Genomic DNA, 20,738 nt, shown 5'->3' on the forward strand with positions numbered 1-20,738 from the left:
AGGAGCATCAGTCCGGCCATATCGTCGTGGACGGGATCGAGCTGACCAATGACATCAAGAACATCGACAAGGTGCGGTCGGAAGTCGGCATGGTGTTCCAGCACTTCAACCTGTTCCCGCATCTGACGGTGTTGGAGAACTGCACGCTGGCGCCGATCTGGGTGCGCAAGGTGCCCCGGAAGCAGGCCGAGGCCACGGCGATGAAATACCTGGAAAAGGTCAAGATCCCGGATCAGGCGCACAAATATCCGGGGCAGTTGTCGGGCGGCCAGCAGCAGCGCGTGGCCATTGCCCGGTCCTTGTGCATGCAGCCCAAGATCATGCTGTTCGACGAGCCGACCAGTGCGCTCGATCCCGAGATGATCAAAGAGGTTCTGGACACGATGATCCAGCTGGCCGAGGAGGGGATGACCATGATCTGCGTCACGCATGAGATGGGCTTTGCTCAGGCCGTGGCCAACCGCGTGATCTTCATGGACCAGGGCCAGATCGTCGAACAGAACGAACCGCGCGAGTTCTTCAACAACCCCAGGTCGGAACGCACCAAGCTGTTCCTGAGCCAGATCCTGGGGCATTGAGGGTGGCAAGGCCGGGGGTTTCACACCCCCGGACCCCCGTGGGATATTTCCGCACAGAAGATGCGGCTGAAGTTCAGCCCCTGCCGTCCAGGCGCACGAAATCCATCACGCTGCCCTGGCCGGGTTCCACCTGCGCCCAACTGTCCACCTGGAAGTCCACGACCAGGGTCGCGCCGGTGGGATAGCGGCGGAAATCGGGGTCCATCGGCAGGCGCGCGGGCAGCAGGGCCGCGAATTCGGAGATGCCGGGGTTGTGGCCCAGCATCATCACCGTCGGATAGGTCGCGGTCTTCAGGATCGTCAGCATCTTTTCAGGACCGGCGTGATAAAGCCCCGGCTCGATCCGAATGACGGGGCGCACCTCCAGCGGCGCGCCCGCGACCATGGCCCAGGTTTCCTGCGTGCGCGCGGCCGAGGAACACAGCACCTCCTCGGGCTCATAGCCGCGCGAGGCCATCCAGTCGCCAAGCGCGCGGGCCGAACGGCGGCCCCGGTCGTTCAGCGGGCGGTCGTGATCGGCCAGTGCCGGATCATCCCAGGCCGACTTGGCGTGGCGCGTCAGGATCAGCCGTCGATGTCCAAGCGGTGTCATGTGCAGGCAGCCCCCTTGCAAGCCGGATTCGAGCGCAGCCTGCCATCCCGCCGCGCATTCGGCAAGGCGATGCGTGGCTTAAAGCGATGCGCCGCCCTGGCGCAACCCATGCGGGCGCGTACTGGGCGGCGTGGACCGGATCAGGCTGCCCGCGCCATGTTCGGTGAACAGTTCCAGCAGGCTGGCATGGGGCACCCGCCCGTCCAGGATCACCACGGCGCGGACCCCGTCTTCCAGGGCTTTCAAGGCGGTTTCCGTCTTGGGGATCATGCCGCCCGCGATGGTGCCGTCGGCGATCATCTCGCGCACCTGGTCGGGATGGATCTGGGTCAGGACCTCTCCGTTCCTGTCCTTGACGCCCGCCACGTCGGTCAGCAGCAGCAGCCGGTCGGCGCGCAGCGCGCCCGCGATGGCGCCGGCGGCTGTGTCGCCGTTGACGTTGAAGGTCTCGTTATCGGCCATGCCGGTGGCGACGGGGGCGATGACCGGGATCATGCCCGCCTTGTACAGGTCGCGGATGATCTGGACATTCATCTCGATGGGGCGGCCGACGAAGCCCAGTTCGGGGTCGTCCGCCTCGCAGACCATCAGGTCGTCGTCCTTGCCGCTGATGCCGACGGCGCGGCCGCCCGCGTCGTTGATGGCCTGGACGATGCGCTTGTTCACAAGGCCGGACAGGACCATTTCCACGACTTCCACCGTTTCCTTGGTGGTCACGCGCTTGCCGCGCACGAAGGTGCTCTCGATGCCCAGTTTGCCCAGCAATTCGTTGATCATCGGGCCGCCGCCGTGGCAGACGACCGGGTTCATGCCGACCTGCTTCATCAGCACGATGTCGCGGGCGAATTCCGCCATCGCGTCGTCGTCGCCCATGGCGTTGCCGCCGAACTTCACGACCACGACCGCGCCGGAATAGCGCTGCAGATAGGGCAGGGCCTCGGACAGGGTTCTGGCGGTGGCGGTCCAGTCGCGGTTCATGTCTTGCGTTCTCATCCTTGAAGGCCCTTTTTCGACGGGCGGACCCTAGGACGCATCGCCCGATCAGTCCAGACGCGTTCAGTCCAGGCTGGCGATGATCGCGCGCAGGGTCATGATGCCCTGGCCCTTGTCGGATGAGGTGACGACGATCTGCGGAAAGGCGGCGGGGTGTTTCTGCAATTCGGCCTCGACCTGATCGATCACCGGCTTAATGGCGTTCGGCCCCAGCTTGTCGGCCTTGGTCAGCACCACCTGGAAAGGCACCGCGGACTTGTCCAGCAGGGTCATGATCTCATGGTCTACCGGCTTCACGCCGTGCCGCGAGTCGATCAGGCAGAAGGCGCGGCGCAGGTTCGGGCGACCCGCGAGGTAGTTCTTGAGCAGCGCCTGCCATTTCGCGACAACCGCGACCGGAGCCTTGGCGAAGCCGTATCCGGGCAGGTCCACCAGATAGCTCTGCTCGCCCAAGGTGAAATAGTTGATTTCCTGCGTCCGGCCCGGCGTGTTCGATGCCCGCGCAAGCCCCTTGCGGCCCGTCAGCGCGTTGATGAGGCTCGACTTGCCCACGTTGCTGCGGCCCGCAAAGCAGACCTCGGGGCGGTCGGCGGGGGGCAACCCGTCCATGGCGACCACCCCTTTCAGGAAATCGACCGGACCCGCGAACAGCAGGCGCGCGGCCTCGGCGGCGTCCTCATCGGGTTCGGGGGCGACAGGGAAGGCGACCTTCATGCCGTGACCTCATTGCCCAGGGCGATCTCTCCGCCGGTCACGACCTCGGCGAAGATGCCGAAGTCGGTGTGACCGTAAAGGCTTTCCAGCGTCGCCAGCATGTCGATGTCTTTTTCCCCGGTGTCGGTGTTTGCGCTTGTGGCCTCGCAGCGGCCGATATGCTGGGTCACGCGCAACTCCACCCCGCCGATGCTGATGACATGACCGATCAGGTCGCGCTCTGCCCAGGGCTGCCAGCCGTCCACCCACAGGTTGCCGCGCCAGCGGTGGATGCCAAGCGCCTGGCCGGTCTTCGCCTCAAGATCGGCAAGGCTCGCCAGCGACAGGATCGAGATCCAGGGCCATTTCTGGTCGGTCCAGATCGCCGCGCCGCGCACCAGCCGCGTGGGGGCAGGGGCATTGGCAGGCCACAGCGGGCGCAGCCATTCGACCAGCCGGTCGCCGTCGGTCGCGGGGTCGATGACCAGATCGGCTTGCGTGGGCTGGCGCAAGGTCAGCCAGCCATCCGACCACCCGCCGCTGATCGCCTGCACCTGCGGCGAGGATACGCCGCGCACGAAGCAGGACTTGGGCAGCCAGCGGTCGGGTTCCCCGCCAGTCTGGCTGGTTTGGGCGTTCCGCTCTCCGGCTTCGGTCAGCACGGCCCATTCCCGGTCGCCCGGCAGGCGGCGGGTGGCGGTTAGGGTCACGCTCTCCAGCCCTTCCCCGCTGATCGACTTGATCGGGTGGCGGCGGATATGGGCCAGGCGCGCCGTCACTTGCTGTCCTTGCGGGCGCGCGCCGGAATCGAGGCCTTGATGTTGCCGAACAGGTCGGGCCGGTGGCCGTGCATCGACATGATCGTGTATTGCTGCACGCAGGTGATCAGGTTGTTGGTGATCCAGTAAAGCACCAGGCCCGAGGCGAAGCCGCCCAGCATGAACATGAAGATCCAGGGCATCCAGGCGAAGATCATCTTCTGCGCCGGATCCGCCGGGGCCGGGTTCAGCCGCTGCTGGATCCACATGCTGATACCCAGGACGATCGCCAGCGCGGGCAGCGACAGCGAATGCAGCAGCGTGCCTTGCGCGGGCGGCGCGAAGGGCAGCAGCCCGAACACGTTCAGGAGCGACGACGGGTCCGGCGCGGCAAGGTCGCGGATCCAGCCGATCCAGGGCGCGTGGCGCAGTTCGATGGTGACGAAGATCACCTTGTAGAGCGCGAAGAAGATCGGCACCTGCAGCAGCACGGGCAAACAGCCTGCGGCGGGGTTCACCTTCTCGCGCTTGTAAAGCTCCATCATCTCTTTCTGGAACTTCATGCGGTCGTCGCCGGTGCGTTCCTTCAGCGCCTCCATCTGCGGCTGCAATTCCTTCATCTTCGCCATCGAGATGTAGGATTTGCGTGCCAGCGGGAAGACCAGCAGCTTCAGGATGAAGGTCAGGGCGATGATGGACCAGCCCATGTTGCCGATCATGCCATGCAGCCAGTGCAGCACGCGGAAGATCGGCTTGGTCAGGAAATAGAACCAGCCCCAGTCGATGGAATCCACGAAGCCCTGGATGCCGGGGCTTTCCTGATAGCTGTTGATGACCTCCCACACCTTGGCGCCGGCGAACAGATAGCTGTCGGCGTTCAACTGCGTACCGGGCGCGACGGTCTGCATGGGATAGCGCGCTTCGGTCTGGTAGATGTCCCCGCCCTCGGCATATTTCACGACCGAGGTGAAGGCCTGTCCCGGCGCGGGGGCCAGGGTCGTCATCCAGTACTTGTCGGTGAAGCCGACCCAGCCGTTGCCCGTGACCTCGGTCACTTCGGCGCGGCCTTCGCGGTCAACGGGGTCCAGTTCGGTGATCTTGTTGTATTTCAGTTCCAGCAGCTTGCCGTCGGACATGCCGACCGCGCCTTCGTGCAGCACGAAGAAGTTCTGCGTGTCGGGATGGCCATGGCGCGCGATGATGCCGTAGGGCGCGGCGGTGAAGGCCGCGTCGCCGTTGTTCTGCAGGCTGTGGCCCACGGTGAACAGATAGTTGTCATCGACCTGGAAGGTGCGGCGGAAGATCTGACCCGCGCCGTTGTCCCAGATCAGCGTGACCGGCTTGCCGGGGGCCAGCACGTCGCCCGATTCTACCGACCAGATGGTCGAGGGGCCGGGCACCAGCGCCGCATCGACGCCGGGGCCGGGGGTCCAGCCATAGACCGCGTAATAGGGCTTGGCCGCGCCGGTCTGGATCGCATCGCTTGCGGTTGCGGAAGACGGCGACAACAGGCGCACGTTGGGCGAGGCGTCGTCCAGCGTCTCGTGGTATTTCACCAGCAGCAGGTCGTCGATCCGGCCGCCCGCCAGAGAGATCGAGCCGTTGAGCGAGGGCGTCTGGATCTGCACCCGGCCCGCCTGCGGCGCGGCAGGGGCCGCAGCGCCCAGGTCGGCGGGCAGGGTGCTGCTTTCCGGGTTTGCCAAGGGGATGTCCTGGGTCTGGGTTTCCACCGCAACCGGCTGTTCCGTCTGGGCGGGCGGCTCGGGCGCGAAGACCGTGTACCAAACCAGGATCACCAGGAACGACAGCACCGTCGCCAGGATCAGATTGCGGTTGTTGTCTTCCATGCCGTCACCAAGCCTTTGCGCGTCAGTCGCGCCGCTTCAACAGAAGGGGCGCCTAAAGGTCAAGCGGATTTGCCCCCAGGGCCAGCCTCCGCACGGGGAATTGCGATGCGTTACAGATCCCGCAACTGCGGGACATCGTCCGGCGCGGCCGCCCCCGCGCCGGGGAACAGGGCGGCGAAATCGAACAGCTTGGGATCCAGCAGATGCGAGGGGCGCACGTTCATCAGCGCGCGGAACATCACCTGGCGGCGGCCGGGCGTGCGCGCCTCCCATTCATCCAGCAGGCGCTTGACCTGCACGCGCTGCAGCCCTTCCTGGCTGCCGCAGAGGTCGCAGGGGATGATCGGATAGTTCATCGCGCGGGAAAAACGCTCGCAATCGGCCTCGGCCACATAGGCGAGGGGGCGCAGCACGGTCAGGTCGCCGTCCTCGTTCAAAAGCTTGGGCGGCATGGTCGCCAGCCTGCCACCGTGGAACAGGTTCATGAAGAAGGTTTCCAGGATGTCGTCGCGGTGATGGCCCAGCACGACCGCCGAACAGCCTTCCTCGCGCGCGATGCGGTACAGGTTGCCCCGACGCAGGCGCGAACACAGCGAACACATGGTGCCGCCGGGCGCGATCTTGTCGGTGACGATGGAGTAGGTGTCCTGGTATTCGATCCGGTGCGCCACGCCGCGTTCGGTCAGGAACTGCGGAAGCACGGTCGCCGGAAAGTTCGGCTGGCCCTGGTCCAGGTTGCAGGCCAGCAGATCCACCGGCAGCAACCCGCGCCATTTCAATTCATGCAGCACGGCCAGCAGGGTATAGCTGTCCTTGCCGCCCGACAGGCAGACCAGCCAGCGGTCGCCGGGACGGACCATGCCGTAATCCTCGATCGCCGCGCGGGTTTCGCGAACCAGCCGCTTGCGCAGCTTGCGGAACTCGGTGGATGACGGGGCGCCTGCAAACAGCGGGTGGATTTCGCCCAGGTCGTCAGTGTCGTCCAGCATGGGAATGCCTTTCGTGGTCGGGATCGGAGCCCGGCACCGGATCATAGCCCGACCCGCCCCAGGGATGGCAGCGCCCGATGCGGCGGACGGCCAGCCAGGTGCCGCGCAGGGCGCCGTGACGGGACAGCGCATCCAGGGCATAGGCCGAACAGGTGGGCTGGAACCGGCAGCCATGTCCGACCCAAGGCGAGGCCAGCAGCTGGTATCCTCGGACCGGCAGGGCCAGCAGATGGGCCAGCGGGCTCATGGATGGATCTTCCGCAGGGCGATGGTCAAGTCGCGGCAAAGGTCGGCAAAGTCGCGGCTGACAGTCGCTTCGGGGCGGCCGACAAGGACATAGTCCCAACCCGCGCGCGCGCCCTGCGGCAGATGCAGCCGCGCGATTTCCCGCAGCCGCCGCTTGGCGCGGTTGCGCATCACCGCGTTGCCGATCTTCTTTGAACAGGTGAAGCCCACGCGGAACGGCAGCGCGTCACCCCGGTCGCGGGCCTGCAGCAGAAAGCCGGGCGTCCCTTGCCGCAGCGCGCGCGAGGCCGCCAGGAAATCGGCGCGCTTGGCGATGACGGGCGGCATGGACATGCGAAATGCCGCCGTGCCATCATCCTGGGGCCGCGTGTCGGCATCGGGATGGGGCAGGGGCGGCATGTTCACAGCCTTGGGTTCGGCGGGCACGGCCCGCCGCAAGGGATCAGGCCGACAGGCGCTTGCGGCCCTTGGCGCGGCGGCGGTTCAGCACGGCCTGGCCGCCTTTGGTCGCCATGCGGGCGCGAAAGCCGTGACGGCGCGCACGAACGAGGTTCGAGGGTTGAAAGGTGCGCTTCATGGTCAGTCTCCGGGGTCTTGTCTTGCGGGTGGCGGGCGGCAGCGGCAGAATGGCAAATCCCACCCTGCGCGGGAACGCGCCGGTTGTTCGAAGCCCGCTGGATAGATCACGCGGCCTGTGCCGTCAACCGGAAAGGCGGGCGAAATCCGCAACTGGCGCTTTTCCCGCGCGGCCGGAACTGGTGTATGATCACATTCGTTTGATGTGCAAACCGGGGCCGCCGGTCCGAAACCGCGTATCCAACGCGACGACAACCAAGAATCCATGCGACTGAATACGATCTCTGGCCGATTCGCCGCATTGACGATCATCTTCGTCATGTTGGCCGAACTTTTCATCCTGCTTCCTGCCTTGGCAAGCTTCCGCCTCGATTACCTGGAATCGCGGCTGGAGCGGGCGCAGATCGCCAGCCTTGCGCTGCTGGCCACCGACGAATCGCTGGCAAGCGACCTGGAATCGGAGCTGCTGCAGAATGCCGGGGTCTTCAACGTCGTGCTGCGCCGGAACGACATCCGCCAGCTTGTCCTGTCGTCCAAGATCCCCGGCCCCGTCACCCAGACTTATGACCTGCGCGAGGAGGGCGTTCCCCAGACCATCCACGACGCCCTTGGCACGCTGCTGAACCGCCGCAACGAGGTGATCCGCGTGATCGGATCGCCCGTCAACCAGGCGGGCCAGCTGATCGAGATCACCATGGAAACCGCGCCCTTGCGCGCGGCAATGATCGACTATGGCCTGCGCCTGCTGCTGCTGTCGGCGGCGTTCTCGATCCTGACGGCGCTCTTGCTGAACCTGGCCGTGCAGCGGCTGGTGCTGGTGCCGATCCGCCGTGTCATCAGCCACATGGTGTCCTATGCCGAGGCGCCCGAGGATCCGCGCCACATCATTACCCCCGACGCCCGCCTAGCCGAACTGCGCGATGCCGAAACGGCGATGGCGTCGATGCAGAAGACCGTCACCTCGTCCCTGAAACAGCGAGAGCGGATGGCGCAACTGGGCGAGGCGGTGGCCAAGATTAGCCATGACCTGCGCAACATCCTGACCACCGCGCAGATCTTCGCGGACCGGCTGGAGGACAGCGGCGATCCCAAGGTCCGGCGCGCCGCGCCGAAGCTGGTCAACTCCATCAGCCGCGCGGTCAACCTGTGCGAAACGACCCTGGCCTTCGGCAAGGCCGAGGAGCCTGCGCCCACGCTGTCGCGCTTTCCCCTGGCGCAGCTTGCCGCCGAGGTGATCGAGGCCGAGACGCTGGCAAGCAGCGACGGCGCGAAGGTCGAGTTCCTGATGGACATTCCCCCGACCCTGACGATTCGCGCCGACCGCGATCAACTGCACCGCGTCCTGGCGAATCTGGCGCGCAACGCCCGCCAGGCCATCGAAGGCACCGGTCAGCCCGGCACGGTCGAGATCGGCGCCGGAGAGACGGACAGCGACTGGTGGATCCGCGTGGGCGATACCGGCCCCGGCCTGCCGGAAAAGGCGCGGGAATACCTGTTCAAGCCCTTCTCGGGCAGCGTGCGGAAGGGCGGGACGGGACTGGGACTGTCCATCGCGGCCGACCTGATCCGCGGCCATGGCGGGCGGCTGGATCTGGTGCGCAGCGACGCCGAAGGCAGCGAATTCATGATCCACATCCCGCGCGACATGGCGGTCCTGCCGGCCCGGCAGGCGGAGGGTTCGCGATAAAAAGAAAGGGCCGCGCATTTTTTTTGCGCCGCCCCCTCTTGCATCCCCCGGAACAGGCGGATAGATCACCGCCCTACGACGGACCCGTAGCTCAGCTGGATAGAGCACCAGACTACGAATCTGGGGGTCGGGCGTTCGAATCGCTCCGGGTCCGCCACTTCCTCTTCTGAAACCGCAGGCGACGCCGCCTTTAACCCTGCGGGGCAGAGGCTTGGCGGTTGCCTTTCCGTCTGCGGCGCAGGCCGGCCATCAGCATCGTTCCGCTGCCCAGCAGCAGGGCGGCAGGGGGAAGCGGGACAGGGGCCAGTTTTTCAAGCGTCAAGGCCGATATGCCAAAGCCGTCATATCCCGGCTCGACTTTGGTCGAGAAAAGGAACACGGCTTCGTTCACCGCCTTGCCGAAATCGACCGACAGCCAATACAGGCTGGCGTTGCTTTTCTGCGTGGCGATATTCCATATCGGATCCCAGCTTCCGCCATCGTCGAAGAACATGGTGAAAAAGCTGTCAAGCTGATCATGGGCATCCGTCAGCGCGAAGGTCATGGAGGTAAAGGCCTCCTCCGAGCTGACCGTCCATTTCAGATCGTTGATGTCCTGGCTGTCGATCCAGTACTTGCCAAGAGGATCAAAGCGTCCCATGGCATCAGGCGTGCTTGGATCGGTTTTCACGACGACCGAACAGCCGTCGTTGATAACAGCCGCGCCGCCTCCGCAATTGCCGACACGTTCGAAATCGTCAACGGTCAGGTCTACGGGCGTGCCCCCCGCAGGTGCGCCAGGCAAGGCGGTTACCGTTGCAGCCCAGGCTGATGGAGCTTGCAGAAGCGCAATCACCAAGGCACAGCAAGACGAAGAGCATATTCTTGTCGACATTGACCATTCCTCACTACACTCGCGCCCAACAACAAACGGCGCGTAATAGTAACGTAGTAATAAAGAGTGGGTTTTCCCGATAAAAATATCGAGTTGTCTATTTGTTAGGTCGAACAGCTTGGCGATTTGTCAACGGGGAAATTGTAATAATGGAGGCAATTCATTCGCTGGTTGTATTTGAATGAATGCGCATCAAGGACGCATATGATCACCGAATGGAGTTGAAATGATCATGCTATTGTCTTTGCGTGGAAATACGGCGCGGATACTGAGGCGTTCTTGATTTCTGCCGCGACCGCAGAAATGACGACGGCAGAAAACCCGGACTGCGCTCATGCGGTCCGGGTTGGCAAACGCGTCTCAAGGCCATGCTGCTTTCCTTGCGAGGACGCCAAGGAATGGCGGCAGCGCAAAGGGAACGGCGAATCGCCTGGTCCTGTGTCCTAGAACACGCCGGTCAGGTACAGGATGATGATGACGATGACCGGCACGCCCAGCCACCAGGCAACAAGACCCTTCATGGAAACCTCCGAATGCTATGTGGTTGTCAAGCCAACGTCATCTTGCCGCTTGGGTTCCGTAGGCGCGGGCGGGCTTCAGCCGCCGCGGGTCATCCGCTATAGCCGCAAGCCATGATCTATCGCGCCAGTGCTTTCATTGTCGAAGCGGCCTTGCGCCTGCGCGCCATGCCGCGCGGGCAAGAGGCTTTGCGGCACCGTCTGGCGCTGGATCCTGCGGCGCCTGCCGATATCTGGGTTCACGGCGCCTCGGTGGGTGAGCTGACCTCGGCGCGTCCGGTCATCCAGGCCTTGGCGCAGACGCATCGCGTGCTGGTGACGGCCAACAGCCTGACGGGGCGCGACATGGCGGCGGACTGGGGGCTGCCCGCGCGGCTGGCGCCCCTGGACACGCCGGGCGCCCTGGGACGGTTCCTGGATCAGGTCCGACCGCGCCTGCAGGTTACGGTGGAAGGCGAGTTCTGGCCGCTGCGGTCCCGGATGCTGGCCACTCGCGGTATCCCGCAGGCGGTGATCGGGGCGCGCATGTCGCCCCGCTCGGCATCGCGCTGGAGGCGGTTGCCGCGCCTGATCGGGCCGATCCTGGGACGGCTTGCGGCGCTGTCCGCGCAGGATCCCGACAGCGAGGCGCGGCTGCGCGGCCTTGGCCTGCCCGGTCACGCGGTCCTGCCCCGGCTGGATCTGAAGCTGCTGGCGCCTGCCGGGCTCCAGCTGTCGCAGCCTTCGGCGGAACGCGACCGGGTTCTGCTTGCCGCCTCGACCCATGAAGGCGAGGAAGCGGCGGTGCTGGATGCCTGGACGCAGGCGCGCCGCCGCAATCCGGGCCTGCGGCTGATCCTGGCCATCCGCCATCCGCAGCGCGGGGATGAGGTCGCGGGGCTGCTGGCCGGGCGCGGGATCAGCTTTGAACGGCGTTTCACCGGCGGCACCGGGGGCGATGTGCTGCTGGCCGATACGCTGGGCGAGATGGACCGCTGGTATGCGGCGGCGGGGATCTGCTTCGTGGGGGGATCGCTGACCGACCGGGGCGGCCATACCCCGTGGGAGCCTGCCGCCCATGCGAGCGCCATCCTGCATGGTCCCCATGTCGGCAATTTCACCGATGCCTATGCGGCGCTTGACGGGGCAGGGGCGGCGCGGGAGGTCGATGAGGCGACACTGGCGGATCAGGTGATGCGGTTGGTGGCCGATCCGTCCGCCGCGCGCCGGATGGGGCAGGCGGCGCGCCGGGTGCTGGAGGACCGCGCGGGCGATCCCGCCGCCCTGATCGCGCGCCTGCGGGAACTTGCAGGAACGCGGCTCTGACCCGATATAGGGCAGGAAAGGAAAGGGGTTGGACCGATGATCCGCTATGCTTTGCGCTGCGACCAGGGCCATGATTTCGACGGCTGGTTCCGTTCGTCCGAGGCGTTCGAGACGACGCGGGCGGCCGGTCATGTCGCCTGCACGCAATGCGGATCGGCCAAGGTGGAAAAGTCGCTGATGGCGCCCGCCGTGCCGGCGGCCAAGCAGGCCGAACCCGCGCAGAACCCGGTCGAGGCCGCCTTGCAGGCTCTGCGCCAGCAGGTCGAGGCGAACAGCGACTATGTCGGCCTGAAATTCGTGGACGAGGCGCGCGCCATGCACGAAGGCCGCGCCCCCAGCCGTGCGATCCATGGCGAGGCCAGGCCGGACGAGGCCCGCAAGCTGATTGAGGAAGGCGTGCCGGTCGCGCCCTTGCCCTTCATCCCGCGCCAGAAGACGAGCTGATCGCCGGAACAATCGCGGCCATCCCCTTTCCGCCCTTGCGGTTTCGCCCCCCGGCCCATAAAAGCCGCGCCGACAGAAACCCTTGGCTGGAGGCCCGCGATGCCGCTTCTGGTGATGAAATTCGGCGGCACGTCGGTTGCGGATCTGGACCGCATCAGGAATGCCGCCACGAAGGTGCAGCGCGAGGTCGAGCGCGGCTATGACGTGATCGTCATCGTCAGCGCCATGTCCGGCAAGACGAACGAACTGGTGGGCTGGGTGGAACAGACCTCGCCCCTGTTCGACGCGCGCGAATACGACGCGGTGGTCAGCTCGGGCGAGAACGTGACGGCTGGCCTCATGGCGCTGACCCTGCAGGAGATGGGCGTGCCCGCGCGCAGCTGGCAGGGCTGGCAGGTGCCGATCAACACGACCGCGGTTCATTCGGCCGCGCGCTTCGTGGACATTCCACGCGCCAATATCGACCAGAAATTCGCCGAAGGCTTCAAGGTCGCGGTGGTCGCGGGCTTCCAGGGGCTTGGTCCCGACGGGCGCATCACCACGCTGGGCCGTGGGGGCTCGGACACGACCGCTGTGGCCTTTGCCGCCGCCTTCGGGGCGGAACGCTGCGACATCTATACCGATGTGGACGGCGTCTATACCACCGACCCGCGCATCACGAACAAGGCCCGCAAGCTGGACAGGATCGCCTTCGAGGAGATGCTGGAACTGGCCTCGCTGGGCGCGAAGGTTCTGCAAACCCGGTCGGTCGAACTGGCCATGCGCTACAAGGTGCGGCTGCGCGTGCTGTCATCGTTCGGGGACACGGACGAGAATTCGGGCACCCTGGTCTGCGATGAGGGAGAAATCATGGAATCGAAAGTCGTCAGCGGCGTCGCCTATTCGCGCGACGAAGCCAAGATCACCCTGGTCACGGTCGAGGACCGGCCGGGCATCTCTGCCGCCATCTTCGCGCCCCTGGCGGATGCGGGCGTGAACGTGGACATGATCGTCCAGAACATTTCCGAAAAGGATTACGAGGATCATCCGGGTTCCGTCACCGACATGACCTTCTCGGTCCCCATCAACCAGGTCGAACGCGCCAAGCGCGCGATGGAGGAGGCCAAGGCCGCAGGCCACATCGCCTATGACGAACTGGTCGTCGATACCGAGGTCGCCAAGGTCAGCGTCGTGGGCATCGGGATGCGCAGCCATGCCGGCGTCGCCGCGCGCATGTTCAAGGCGCTTGCCGATGAAAACGTCAACATCAAGGTCATTTCCACCAGCGAGATCAAGATTTCGGTTCTGATCGAACGCAAATATATGGAACTGGCCGTGCAGGCGCTGCATGATGCCTTTGGCCTGGAAGCGGCCTGACACAGCCTGACAGCCCGTCCCAGGGGCGGCAGCGGGGCCTATCGCAAAGCAAGGCGGGCCGGCGATGCAAGACCGCAAGGACAGCGACTCTCGCAAGTTGCTGCAAAGGCTGAAGGAAATCCTGGCCGCCCCCGGCGGCGGCCAGCATCGTCTTGACCAGATCACCCACAACATCGCCGATTCGATGGGCACGGATGTGTGCTCGATCTATCTGTTCCGCGATCCCGACACACTGGAGCTTTGCGCGACCGAAGGGCTGCGCCCTGAATCCGTCCACCGCACGCGCCTGCGCCTGGGCGAAGGGCTGGTGGGCCGCGTGGCCCGCACCGGGCGGCATGTGAACACCGCCGACGCCCCCTCCGAGCCGGGCTTCCGCTTCATGCCGGAAACGGGCGAGGAGGTGTTTCCTTCGTTCCTGGGCGTGCCGATCCAGCGGGTCGGCGAAAGGCTGGGCGTGCTGGTCGTCCAATGCCGCGAGGCGCGGCTGTTTTCCGAGGACGAGATTTACGGCCTGGAAGTCGTGGCCATGGTCCTGGCCGAGATGACCGAACTGGGCGCCTTCCAGGGCAGCCAGTCCGACAGCCTGCCGCTGGCCCACCGCTTTCCCCTGATGATCCGCGGCGGCACGGCCCAGGAAGGCGCGGCCGAGGGGCGCGTCTGGCTGCACGAGGCCCGCGTGGTCGTCACCAACCCGGTAGGCGACGATCCCGACCGCGAACTGGCGCGCCTGCACGAAGGCGTGGACATGCTGCGCAGCACCGTCGATTCGATGGTGGCCGCCGCTGACATGGGGGGCGACGGCGAACATACCGCCGTTCTGGAAACCTATCGCATGTTCGCCCATTCGCGCAGCTGGCTGAAGCGGATGGAGGAGGATATCCAGCTTGGCCTTTCGGCCGAGGCTGCGGTCGAAAAGGAACAGTCCGCCGCCCGCGCCCGGCTGGAGATGGCCGCCGACCCCTATCTGCGGGACCGCCTGCACGATCTGGACGACCTGTCGAACCGGCTGCTGCGGATCCTGACGGGGCAGGGCGCCGATACCGGGGCGGAAATGCCCGACAATCCCATCCTGGTCGCCCGCAACATCGGCCCGGCGGAACTGCTGGAATACGGCCGCCGCCTGCGCGGGGTGGTGCTGGAGGACGGATCGGTCGGAAGCCACGCCGCCATCGTCGCGCGCGCCCTGGCGATCCCGCTGGTCATCCACGCCGCCCGCATCACGACCGAGGCGCTGAACGGCGACACGATCCTGGTCGATGGCGACCAGGGCATCGTCCATCTGCGCCCCGAGGAAAGCGTCTACAAGGCGTTCCTCGACAAGATCGCCATGCAGGCCGAGGCGCAGAACCGCTATGCCAGCCTGCGCGCGCTGCCCGCGACGGGCACCTGCGGCACGACGATCCAGATGTACATGAACGCGGGCCTGATGGCCGACCTGCCGTCGCTGGAAGGGTCGGGGGCGGAAGGCGTCGGCCTGTTCAGGACCGAATTGCAGTTCCTGATCCGCAGCCACGTGCCCCGCCGCGCCGAACTGGCGGAGCTTTACCGGCGGGTGATGGACAACGCCAAGGGCAAGCCGGTGATGTTCCGCACGCTGGACATCGGGTCGGACAAGGTGCTGCCCTACATGAAGCCGCAGGACGAGCCGAACCCCGCGATGGGCTGGCGCGCGATCCGCGTGGGCCTGGACAAGCGTGGCATCCTGCGGATGCAGGTGCAGGCGCTGATCCGGGCGTCCGCCGGGCGGCCCCTGCACGTGATGTTCCCCTTCATCGCCGACATCACGGAATACGAAGCCGCCTATCGCATCCTGATGCAGGAACTGTCGCGCGAACAGCGCCTGGGCCATCCGATGCCCAGCGACATCCGCGTGGGCGCCATGCTGGAAACCCCGTCGCTGGCCTTCGCACCGAAGAAGTTCTTCGAGATGTGCGACTTCATCTCGATCGGGGGCAACGACCTCAAGCAGTTCTTCTTTGCCGCCGACCGGGAAAACGAACGGGTGCGGCGGCGCTATGACACGCTGAACTCGTCCTTCCTGCTGCTGTTGCGCCAGATCATCCAGCGCTGCGAGGACGCGCGCGTCCCCCTGTCCTTCTGCGGCGAGGATGCGGGCCGCCCGGTCGAGGCATTGACCTTCGCCGCCCTGGGGATCCGGCGGCTGTCGATGCGCCCGGCCTCGATCGGGCCGGTCAAGCACCTGATCCGCCGCGTGTCGATCACCGACCTGCGCCAGGTCATCGACGAAGGGCTGGATCGCGGCCTTCCGAACCTGCGCCAGCCGGTGACGGAATGGCTGGCCAGCCAATAGGCGGAAAGCCGCAAGGGCGCGCAACGGGCCGTGCCGCATCCTGCCGGGCCGCACCCTTCCGGGCGAGCGCAGGCTTCGGCTTGCGCCTTGCTGCGGCACCGCATCCCCCTTATAGTGAAACAGTTTTTGGCAACCATCACCCGATATGAAACGCCGTCAATTTCTCAACGCAGCCACCGCCCTGGCCGCCGGAGGCTCGTTTGCCGCCGTGCCCGCGCAGGCGCAGACCGCAACGGATCAGGCTGCGCCGGAGGGTGGCGCGGGCGTTGCCCCCCCTGCGCCCGAACCCGCCGTTTTCGGCTTCGAGGAGGTGGCGGCGCTTGCGGCGGAACGTGCGACGCGCGTCTACGAACAGCCGGTGGCCGAACTGGTGGGCAGCTTCGCCAACCTGACCTATGACCAGTATCGGGCGATCCGGTTCCGCCGCGACCGCGACCCCTTCGCGGGCAATCCGCGTTTCGGCATGGACCTGCTGCCGCCGGGGTCGATCTTCTACGAGCCGGTGAACATCAGCGTGGTCCGCGACGGCGTGCCGCAGCGGCTGGAGTTCGATCCCTCCATGCTGGAGTTCGATCCCTCGCAATTCCCCGACGGCGTGGATTTGCAGAACAAGGGGACCATGGGCTGGTCCGGCTTTCGGATGCGGACGATCCTGAACCGGCCCGGCGTGATGGACGAATTCCTGGTCTTCCAGGGCGCCACCTATTTCCGCGCCGTGGCGCGCGGCACCATCTATGGCCTGTCGGCGCGCGGCCTTGCCATCAAGACCGGCAGCCCGGATGGCGAGGAGTTCCCGCTGTTCACCGACTTCTGGATCAAGGAGCCGTCCGAGGGATCGGAGGAGGTCCGCATCCATGCGCTTCTGGACAGCAAGTCGGTCACGGGCGCCTATCAGTTCGATGTCAATCCCGGCGCGGTGTCGATGGTGCGCGTGCGCGTCGCGCTGTTCCCGCGCGTCGATCTGCAGAATACCGGGCTTGCGCCGCTGACCTCGATGTTCTGGTTCAGCCCGGCCAGCCGGCGGCAGGTGGACGATTACCGCCCCGCCGTCCATGACAGCGACGGCGTGCAGATGCACACGGGCGCGGGGCAGGCGCTGTGGCGCACGCTGGGCGCGCACAAGACGCTGCAGATCTCGTCCTTCGTGGACAAGGATCCGCGCGGCTTCGGCCTGATCCAGCGCAGGCGCGATTTCACCGACTATCAAGACCCCGAGGCGCTGTATCACCTGCGCCCCTCGGCCTGGATCCAGCCCGAGGAGAACTGGGGCGAGGGCGAGGTGCGCCTGGTCGAGATCCCCGTGGAAAACGAGTTCAACGACAACATCGTCACCTGCTGGATCCCCAAGGAGCCCCTGACCAAGGGCAAGCGCCATGAATTCCGCTATCGCCTGATGTTTTCGCCGCTGCCTGCCAATGACCTGCCCCTGGCGCGCGTCGTGCAGGTGCGGTCGGGCCGGTCGATCAATTCGCAGACAACGCGCAGCGTCATTGTCGATTTCGACCTGTCGCTGTTCACGGATGCGCTGCCCGAATCCAGGGTCACGACCTCGGCCGGCACCATCGCCCATGCCTATCTGAAGCCGCTGCCGGACCAGGGCGTGCTGCGCCTGGCCTTCGAGTTCGAGCCGGGCAGTGCCACCCTGGCGGATCTGCAGGCGGTGCTGACCAGCCCGGATGGTGTCGTGCAAAGCGAAACCTGGCTGGCCCGTTGGACCGTATAAGCGCCATGGACCGGCCCTCCGCACCCGCGGCGACACTGCCTCCCACCCCGCCCGAAGCGCCGCTGCCCATGCCCGTGCAGGACTTCGGCGCGCGGGCCAGGCAGGCCTTTCCGCGCCAGCGCAACGGCTGGAACGTCTGGATGGCGCGGCTGGTCGCGTTCGGCGGAACGGCCGCCATCGCGGTGACAGGCTTTCTGCAGATGCTGCAGTCCTTCGGCGACAATCCCACGCCGATGCAATGGGCGTTGCTGGTCCTGTTCGTGCCGACCTTTGCCTGGGTCGGGTTTTCCTTTTGCGGCGTCCTGGCGGGGCTGTTCGCAAGCGCGCTGACGACGCCCGACGGGCCGAACGACGCCCGCGTGGCCGTGGTCATGCCGATCTATCACGAGGATGCGGCGAAAAGCATCGGCCTGCTGACCGCCCTTGCGCGCGAGCTGGAACGCGAGGGGATGGCCCACCGGGCCGAGATCTTCGTATTGTCGGACAGCCGCGACCCGGTCATCGCCGTGAACGAGACGCTGGTGATCGACGCCGCGCGCAAGCTCTCGCCCCTGCCGATCTGGTATCGCCGCCGCGTCACCAACGAGGACCGCAAGACCGGCAATATCAGCGACTTCATCCGCCGCTGGGGCGGGCGCTATGACCAGATGGTCGTGCTGGACGCCGACAGCATCATGACGGGCGCCACGATCCGGGCGCTGTCGGCGCGGATGAACGCCGATCCCCGGCTGGCGCTGATCCAGACCATGCCGATCCTGGTGGGGGGCGAGACGATCTTTGCCCGGCTGACGCAATTCGCGGGCCGCGTCTATGGCCCGATGATCGCGCGCGGGGTTTCCGCCTGGTCGGGCGATACCGGCAACTTCTGGGGCCACAACGCCATCATCCGCCTGCCGGCCTTTGCGCAGGCCTGCGGTCTGCCGCGCCTGGCCGGCAAGCCGCCTTTCGGGGGCACCATCCTGTCCCATGATTTCGTTGAGGCCGCGGCGCTCTGCCGGGCGGGCTGGAAGGTGCGGCTGGACCATGACCTGCGCGGCAGCTTCGAGGGCTGCCCGCCGACGCTTCTGGACATGGCCGTGCGAGAGCGCCGCTGGGCGCAGGGCAACCTGCAGCATTCGCGGCTGTTCGGGATGCGCGGCGCGCGCGCGATTTCGCTTGCGCATTTCACCATCGGCATCCTGGGCTTCCTGATGAGCCCCTTGTGGCTGGCCCTGATCCTGGTCGGTCTGGTCCTCTCGGCCACGGTGCTGCTCTCTACGCCCGAATATTTCCCGACCGCCTATCAGCTGTTCCCCGACTGGCCGGTCTTCGATGCCCGCCGGATGCTGTGGCTGTTCATCGCCGCCATGGCGCTGCTGCTGCTGCCCAAGCTGATCGCCACCATCCGCGCCTGGATGCGACCCTTGGCGCGCAATTCCGGCGGTCCGGTCCGCATCTTCGCCAGTTCCCTGTTCGAGATCCTGTTGTCCGCGCTGATCGCGCCGGTGCAGATGCTGATCCAGACGCGCCAGATCTATGAAATCCTGCGTGGCCGGGACAGCGGCTGGAACGCCCAGGTCCGCGCCGGGTCCATGCCCGACTGGAACGTGGTGATCGCCCGGCACTGGGGGCATGTTCTGCTGGGCATCGGCACGGTGGTCGTGCTGGCGCAGTTCTCGCCCGCGCAGCTGATCTGGCTGTCGCCGATCCTGGCCGGGCTGATCCTGTCGCCCGTCACCTCGCGCTATTCCGCAAGCCCGGTCTTCGGGCGCTGGGCCCGGATGCGCGGCCTTCTGGTCACGCCCGAGGAACGCGATCCCCCCGCGATCCTGTCCGATGCGACGGCGGTGGTCCGGTCGATGCCCCGGCCCCTGAAGGGCGCGGCGGGCCTGCTGCGGCTGGGCGGTGACGGCGCGATGATCGACCGCCATGTGGCGCTGCTGCCGCCCGATCCCGACCTTCCGCGGGACAAGCGCCTGCACCGCATCACCGCCGGCGCCAAGATCGCCCATGCCACGACCCGGCCCGAGGCGCTGGATATCCTGACCCGCGACGAGACCGACGCGCTGGTCTCCGACCCCGCCCTGCTGCGGCAATGGAGCGTTCTTCCTTCATGAAGCGGCTCATCGCTCTGGATATGCTGCGCGGCTACGCGCTGGTCTGCATCATGCTGGACCATATGCCGATCTCGGCGCTGCGCCGATTCACGCTGGCGAACTTCGCCATCTTCGACGCGGCCGAGCTGTTCGTGCTGCTGTCGGGCTTCCTGGTCGGCATGGTCTGGCTGTCGGTCGAATGCAAGGAGGGGCTGCGGGCTGCCCAATGGCGCTTCGCCCGCCGCGCCTTCGAGGTCTGGCGCGCCCTGGTCTTTGGCGGGATGCTGATGGCGCTTGTCTCTGCCGGGCTTCTGGCGCTGGACATGGACCACACCGCGATCTGGCACCAATACGCGGTCTGGGTGCTGGAAAACCCGCTGGGCTTCTTCGGCGTGCTGGCCAGCATGTGGCTGCAGCCGAACCTGCTGGACGTGCTGGCGGTCTATGTGATCCTGCTGGCCTCGGTCCCTATCCTGGTGCCGGTCATGCAGCGCCATCCGCTCAGCTTCGCGGCGGGGTCGTTCGCGGTCTGGTGCTTTGCCCCGGTGCTGAACGCATTCGTGCCGAACCACCGGCTGGGCGGTCTGCTGTTCAACCCCTTCGGCTGGCAGATGCTGTTCTTTTCCGGCATCGCCATGGGCCTTTACCGCCAGCAGATCATGCCGGTCCTGATGCAGCACCGGCGGCTCCTGACGATCCTGTCCGCGGGGATGTTCCTGTTCGGCACCGCCATCGTCGTCGCCGCCAAGTTCGGCGAACCCGCGCTGCCCGTCCGCGACGCCCTGCGCCTGATCTATGGCGGAGAGATCGGCAAATGGGATCTGGACGGCACGCGCTACATGGCGATCATGGGCGCAAGCTGGCTAGTCGCCGTGCCCTTGGCGCGGATCATGGACCGGATGGCCGCAAGCCGCCTGGGCGTGGCCCTGCAACAGATCGGCCGGGGCGGGCTGTTTTCCTTCCTGGTCTGCGTACTGCTGTCGGTCCTGGGCGATGCCTTCCAGATGAACCCGGCCGACCAGGGCATCGCGCGCCGCATGGCCGTCGATGTCTGGGCGATGCTGGCGCTGTGGTGGATTTCCGCGCTGTGGCTGGCCTATGGCGCGCCGTGGCAACTGTCGATCCGCCTGAGGCGGCAGGCCAGGGGCTGAAAGCCACCAAGGAAAGCATCGG

Annotated in this window: 19 protein-coding genes and 1 tRNA gene; 10 read left to right on the top strand and 10 right to left on the bottom strand. The window is 66.2% G+C overall.

The annotated features are described in order from the left end of the window. Positions 1-578: amino acid ABC transporter ATP-binding protein (locus AAIL68_RS10465; RefSeq protein ID WP_347139720.1), on the top strand; the 578-nt coding region annotated here is incomplete at its 5' end. A 73-nt stretch (positions 579-651) separates the two neighbouring features. Here the strand turns inward: AAIL68_RS10465 and AAIL68_RS10470 are convergent. The 9 genes from AAIL68_RS10470 to rpmH form a co-directional block, all read right to left on the bottom strand. Further along, positions 652-1,170 (bottom strand): histidine phosphatase family protein, encoded by a 519-nt coding sequence (locus AAIL68_RS10470; protein WP_347139721.1) that lies wholly within the window; start codon positions 1,168-1,170, stop codon positions 652-654. A 78-nt stretch (positions 1,171-1,248) separates the two neighbouring features. Then, entirely contained in the window at positions 1,249-2,148 is a 900-nt protein-coding gene (gene argB / locus AAIL68_RS10475; protein WP_347139796.1) for an acetylglutamate kinase, read from the bottom strand. Positions 2,149-2,226: 78 nt separating this feature from the next. Continuing rightward, the gene (yihA, locus tag AAIL68_RS10480) at positions 2,227-2,877 is read right to left on the bottom strand and encodes a ribosome biogenesis GTP-binding protein YihA/YsxC (protein WP_347139722.1); all 651 of its coding nucleotides are present in this window, start codon (positions 2,875-2,877) and stop codon (positions 2,227-2,229) included. After that, positions 2,874-3,635: an MOSC N-terminal beta barrel domain-containing protein gene (locus tag AAIL68_RS10485; RefSeq protein WP_347139723.1), complete on the bottom strand. Its 762-nt coding sequence runs from the start codon at positions 3,633-3,635 to the stop codon at positions 2,874-2,876. The genes yihA and AAIL68_RS10485 overlap by 4 nt, the downstream gene beginning before the upstream one ends. Further along, the gene (yidC, locus tag AAIL68_RS10490; protein WP_347139724.1) at positions 3,632-5,461 is read right to left on the bottom strand and encodes a membrane protein insertase YidC; all 1,830 of its coding nucleotides are present in this window, start codon (positions 5,459-5,461) and stop codon (positions 3,632-3,634) included. Before yidC ends, AAIL68_RS10485 begins: the two co-directional genes overlap by 4 nt. A gap of 110 nt (positions 5,462-5,571) precedes the next feature. After that, positions 5,572-6,450 (bottom strand): tRNA 2-thiocytidine(32) synthetase TtcA, encoded by an 879-nt coding sequence (gene ttcA / locus AAIL68_RS10495; protein ID WP_347139725.1) that lies wholly within the window; start codon positions 6,448-6,450, stop codon positions 5,572-5,574. After that, the gene (gene yidD, locus AAIL68_RS10500) at positions 6,434-6,697 is read right to left on the bottom strand and encodes a membrane protein insertion efficiency factor YidD (RefSeq protein ID WP_347139726.1); all 264 of its coding nucleotides are present in this window, start codon (positions 6,695-6,697) and stop codon (positions 6,434-6,436) included. Before yidD ends, ttcA begins: the two co-directional genes overlap by 17 nt. Next, entirely contained in the window at positions 6,694-7,029 is a 336-nt protein-coding gene (gene rnpA / locus AAIL68_RS10505) for a ribonuclease P protein component (RefSeq protein WP_347139797.1), read from the bottom strand. Before rnpA ends, yidD begins: the two co-directional genes overlap by 4 nt. A 109-nt stretch (positions 7,030-7,138) precedes the next feature. Further along, positions 7,139-7,273: a 50S ribosomal protein L34 gene (gene rpmH, locus AAIL68_RS10510; RefSeq protein WP_207469400.1), complete on the bottom strand. Its 135-nt coding sequence runs from the start codon at positions 7,271-7,273 to the stop codon at positions 7,139-7,141. Positions 7,274-7,537: 264 nt separating this feature from the next. Between rpmH and AAIL68_RS10515 the strand changes: the two genes are divergently transcribed. Together AAIL68_RS10515 and AAIL68_RS10520 are read left to right on the top strand one after the other, a co-directional pair. Next, positions 7,538-8,959: a HAMP domain-containing sensor histidine kinase gene (locus tag AAIL68_RS10515; protein ID WP_347139727.1), complete on the top strand. Its 1,422-nt coding sequence runs from the start codon at positions 7,538-7,540 to the stop codon at positions 8,957-8,959. 80 nt (positions 8,960-9,039) lie between these two features. Continuing rightward, a tRNA-Arg gene (locus AAIL68_RS10520) sits at positions 9,040-9,116 on the top strand. A 33-nt stretch (positions 9,117-9,149) separates the two neighbouring features. On the opposite strand, the gene AAIL68_RS10525 is transcribed toward AAIL68_RS10520, so the two are convergent. Next, complete coding sequence (locus AAIL68_RS10525; protein ID WP_347139728.1) at positions 9,150-9,743, bottom strand: VPLPA-CTERM sorting domain-containing protein; 594 nt, start codon at positions 9,741-9,743, stop codon at positions 9,150-9,152. Positions 9,744-10,465: 722 nt separating this feature from the next. Here AAIL68_RS10525 and AAIL68_RS10530 point away from each other — a divergent pair. The 7 genes from AAIL68_RS10530 to opgC all read left to right on the top strand — a co-directional run bounded on the left by AAIL68_RS10530 (position 10,466) and on the right by opgC (position 20,716). After that, positions 10,466-11,656 carry a glycosyltransferase N-terminal domain-containing protein gene (locus tag AAIL68_RS10530; RefSeq protein WP_347139729.1) on the top strand — a complete coding sequence of 397 codons (1,191 nt, stop codon included), beginning with the start codon at positions 10,466-10,468 and terminating at the stop codon, positions 11,654-11,656. A gap of 36 nt (positions 11,657-11,692) precedes the next feature. After that, the gene (locus AAIL68_RS10535) at positions 11,693-12,100 is read left to right on the top strand and encodes a DUF1178 family protein (protein ID WP_347139730.1); all 408 of its coding nucleotides are present in this window, start codon (positions 11,693-11,695) and stop codon (positions 12,098-12,100) included. A gap of 99 nt (positions 12,101-12,199) precedes the next feature. After that, positions 12,200-13,456, top strand: a complete 1,257-nt coding sequence (locus AAIL68_RS10540) for an aspartate kinase (RefSeq protein WP_347139731.1) — start codon at positions 12,200-12,202, stop codon at positions 13,454-13,456. Between the two features lie 64 nt (positions 13,457-13,520). Next, the gene (ptsP, locus tag AAIL68_RS10545) at positions 13,521-15,767 is read left to right on the top strand and encodes a phosphoenolpyruvate--protein phosphotransferase (RefSeq protein ID WP_347139732.1); all 2,247 of its coding nucleotides are present in this window, start codon (positions 13,521-13,523) and stop codon (positions 15,765-15,767) included. A gap of 145 nt (positions 15,768-15,912) precedes the next feature. After that, positions 15,913-17,490, top strand: a complete 1,578-nt coding sequence (locus AAIL68_RS10550) for a glucan biosynthesis protein G (protein WP_347139733.1) — start codon at positions 15,913-15,915, stop codon at positions 17,488-17,490. A gap of 5 nt (positions 17,491-17,495) precedes the next feature. Beyond that, positions 17,496-19,586, top strand: a complete 2,091-nt coding sequence (gene mdoH / locus AAIL68_RS10555) for a glucans biosynthesis glucosyltransferase MdoH (RefSeq protein WP_347139734.1) — start codon at positions 17,496-17,498, stop codon at positions 19,584-19,586. Continuing rightward, positions 19,583-20,716, top strand: a complete 1,134-nt coding sequence (gene opgC, locus AAIL68_RS10560) for an OpgC domain-containing protein (protein ID WP_347139735.1) — start codon at positions 19,583-19,585, stop codon at positions 20,714-20,716. Before mdoH ends, opgC begins: the two co-directional genes overlap by 4 nt. Positions 20,717-20,738 lie beyond the last annotated feature (22 nt).

The sequence above is a fragment of the Paracoccus sp. SSK6 genome (genome assembly GCF_039770665.1).
Taxonomy (GTDB): Bacteria; Pseudomonadota; Alphaproteobacteria; order Rhodobacterales; family Rhodobacteraceae; genus Paracoccus.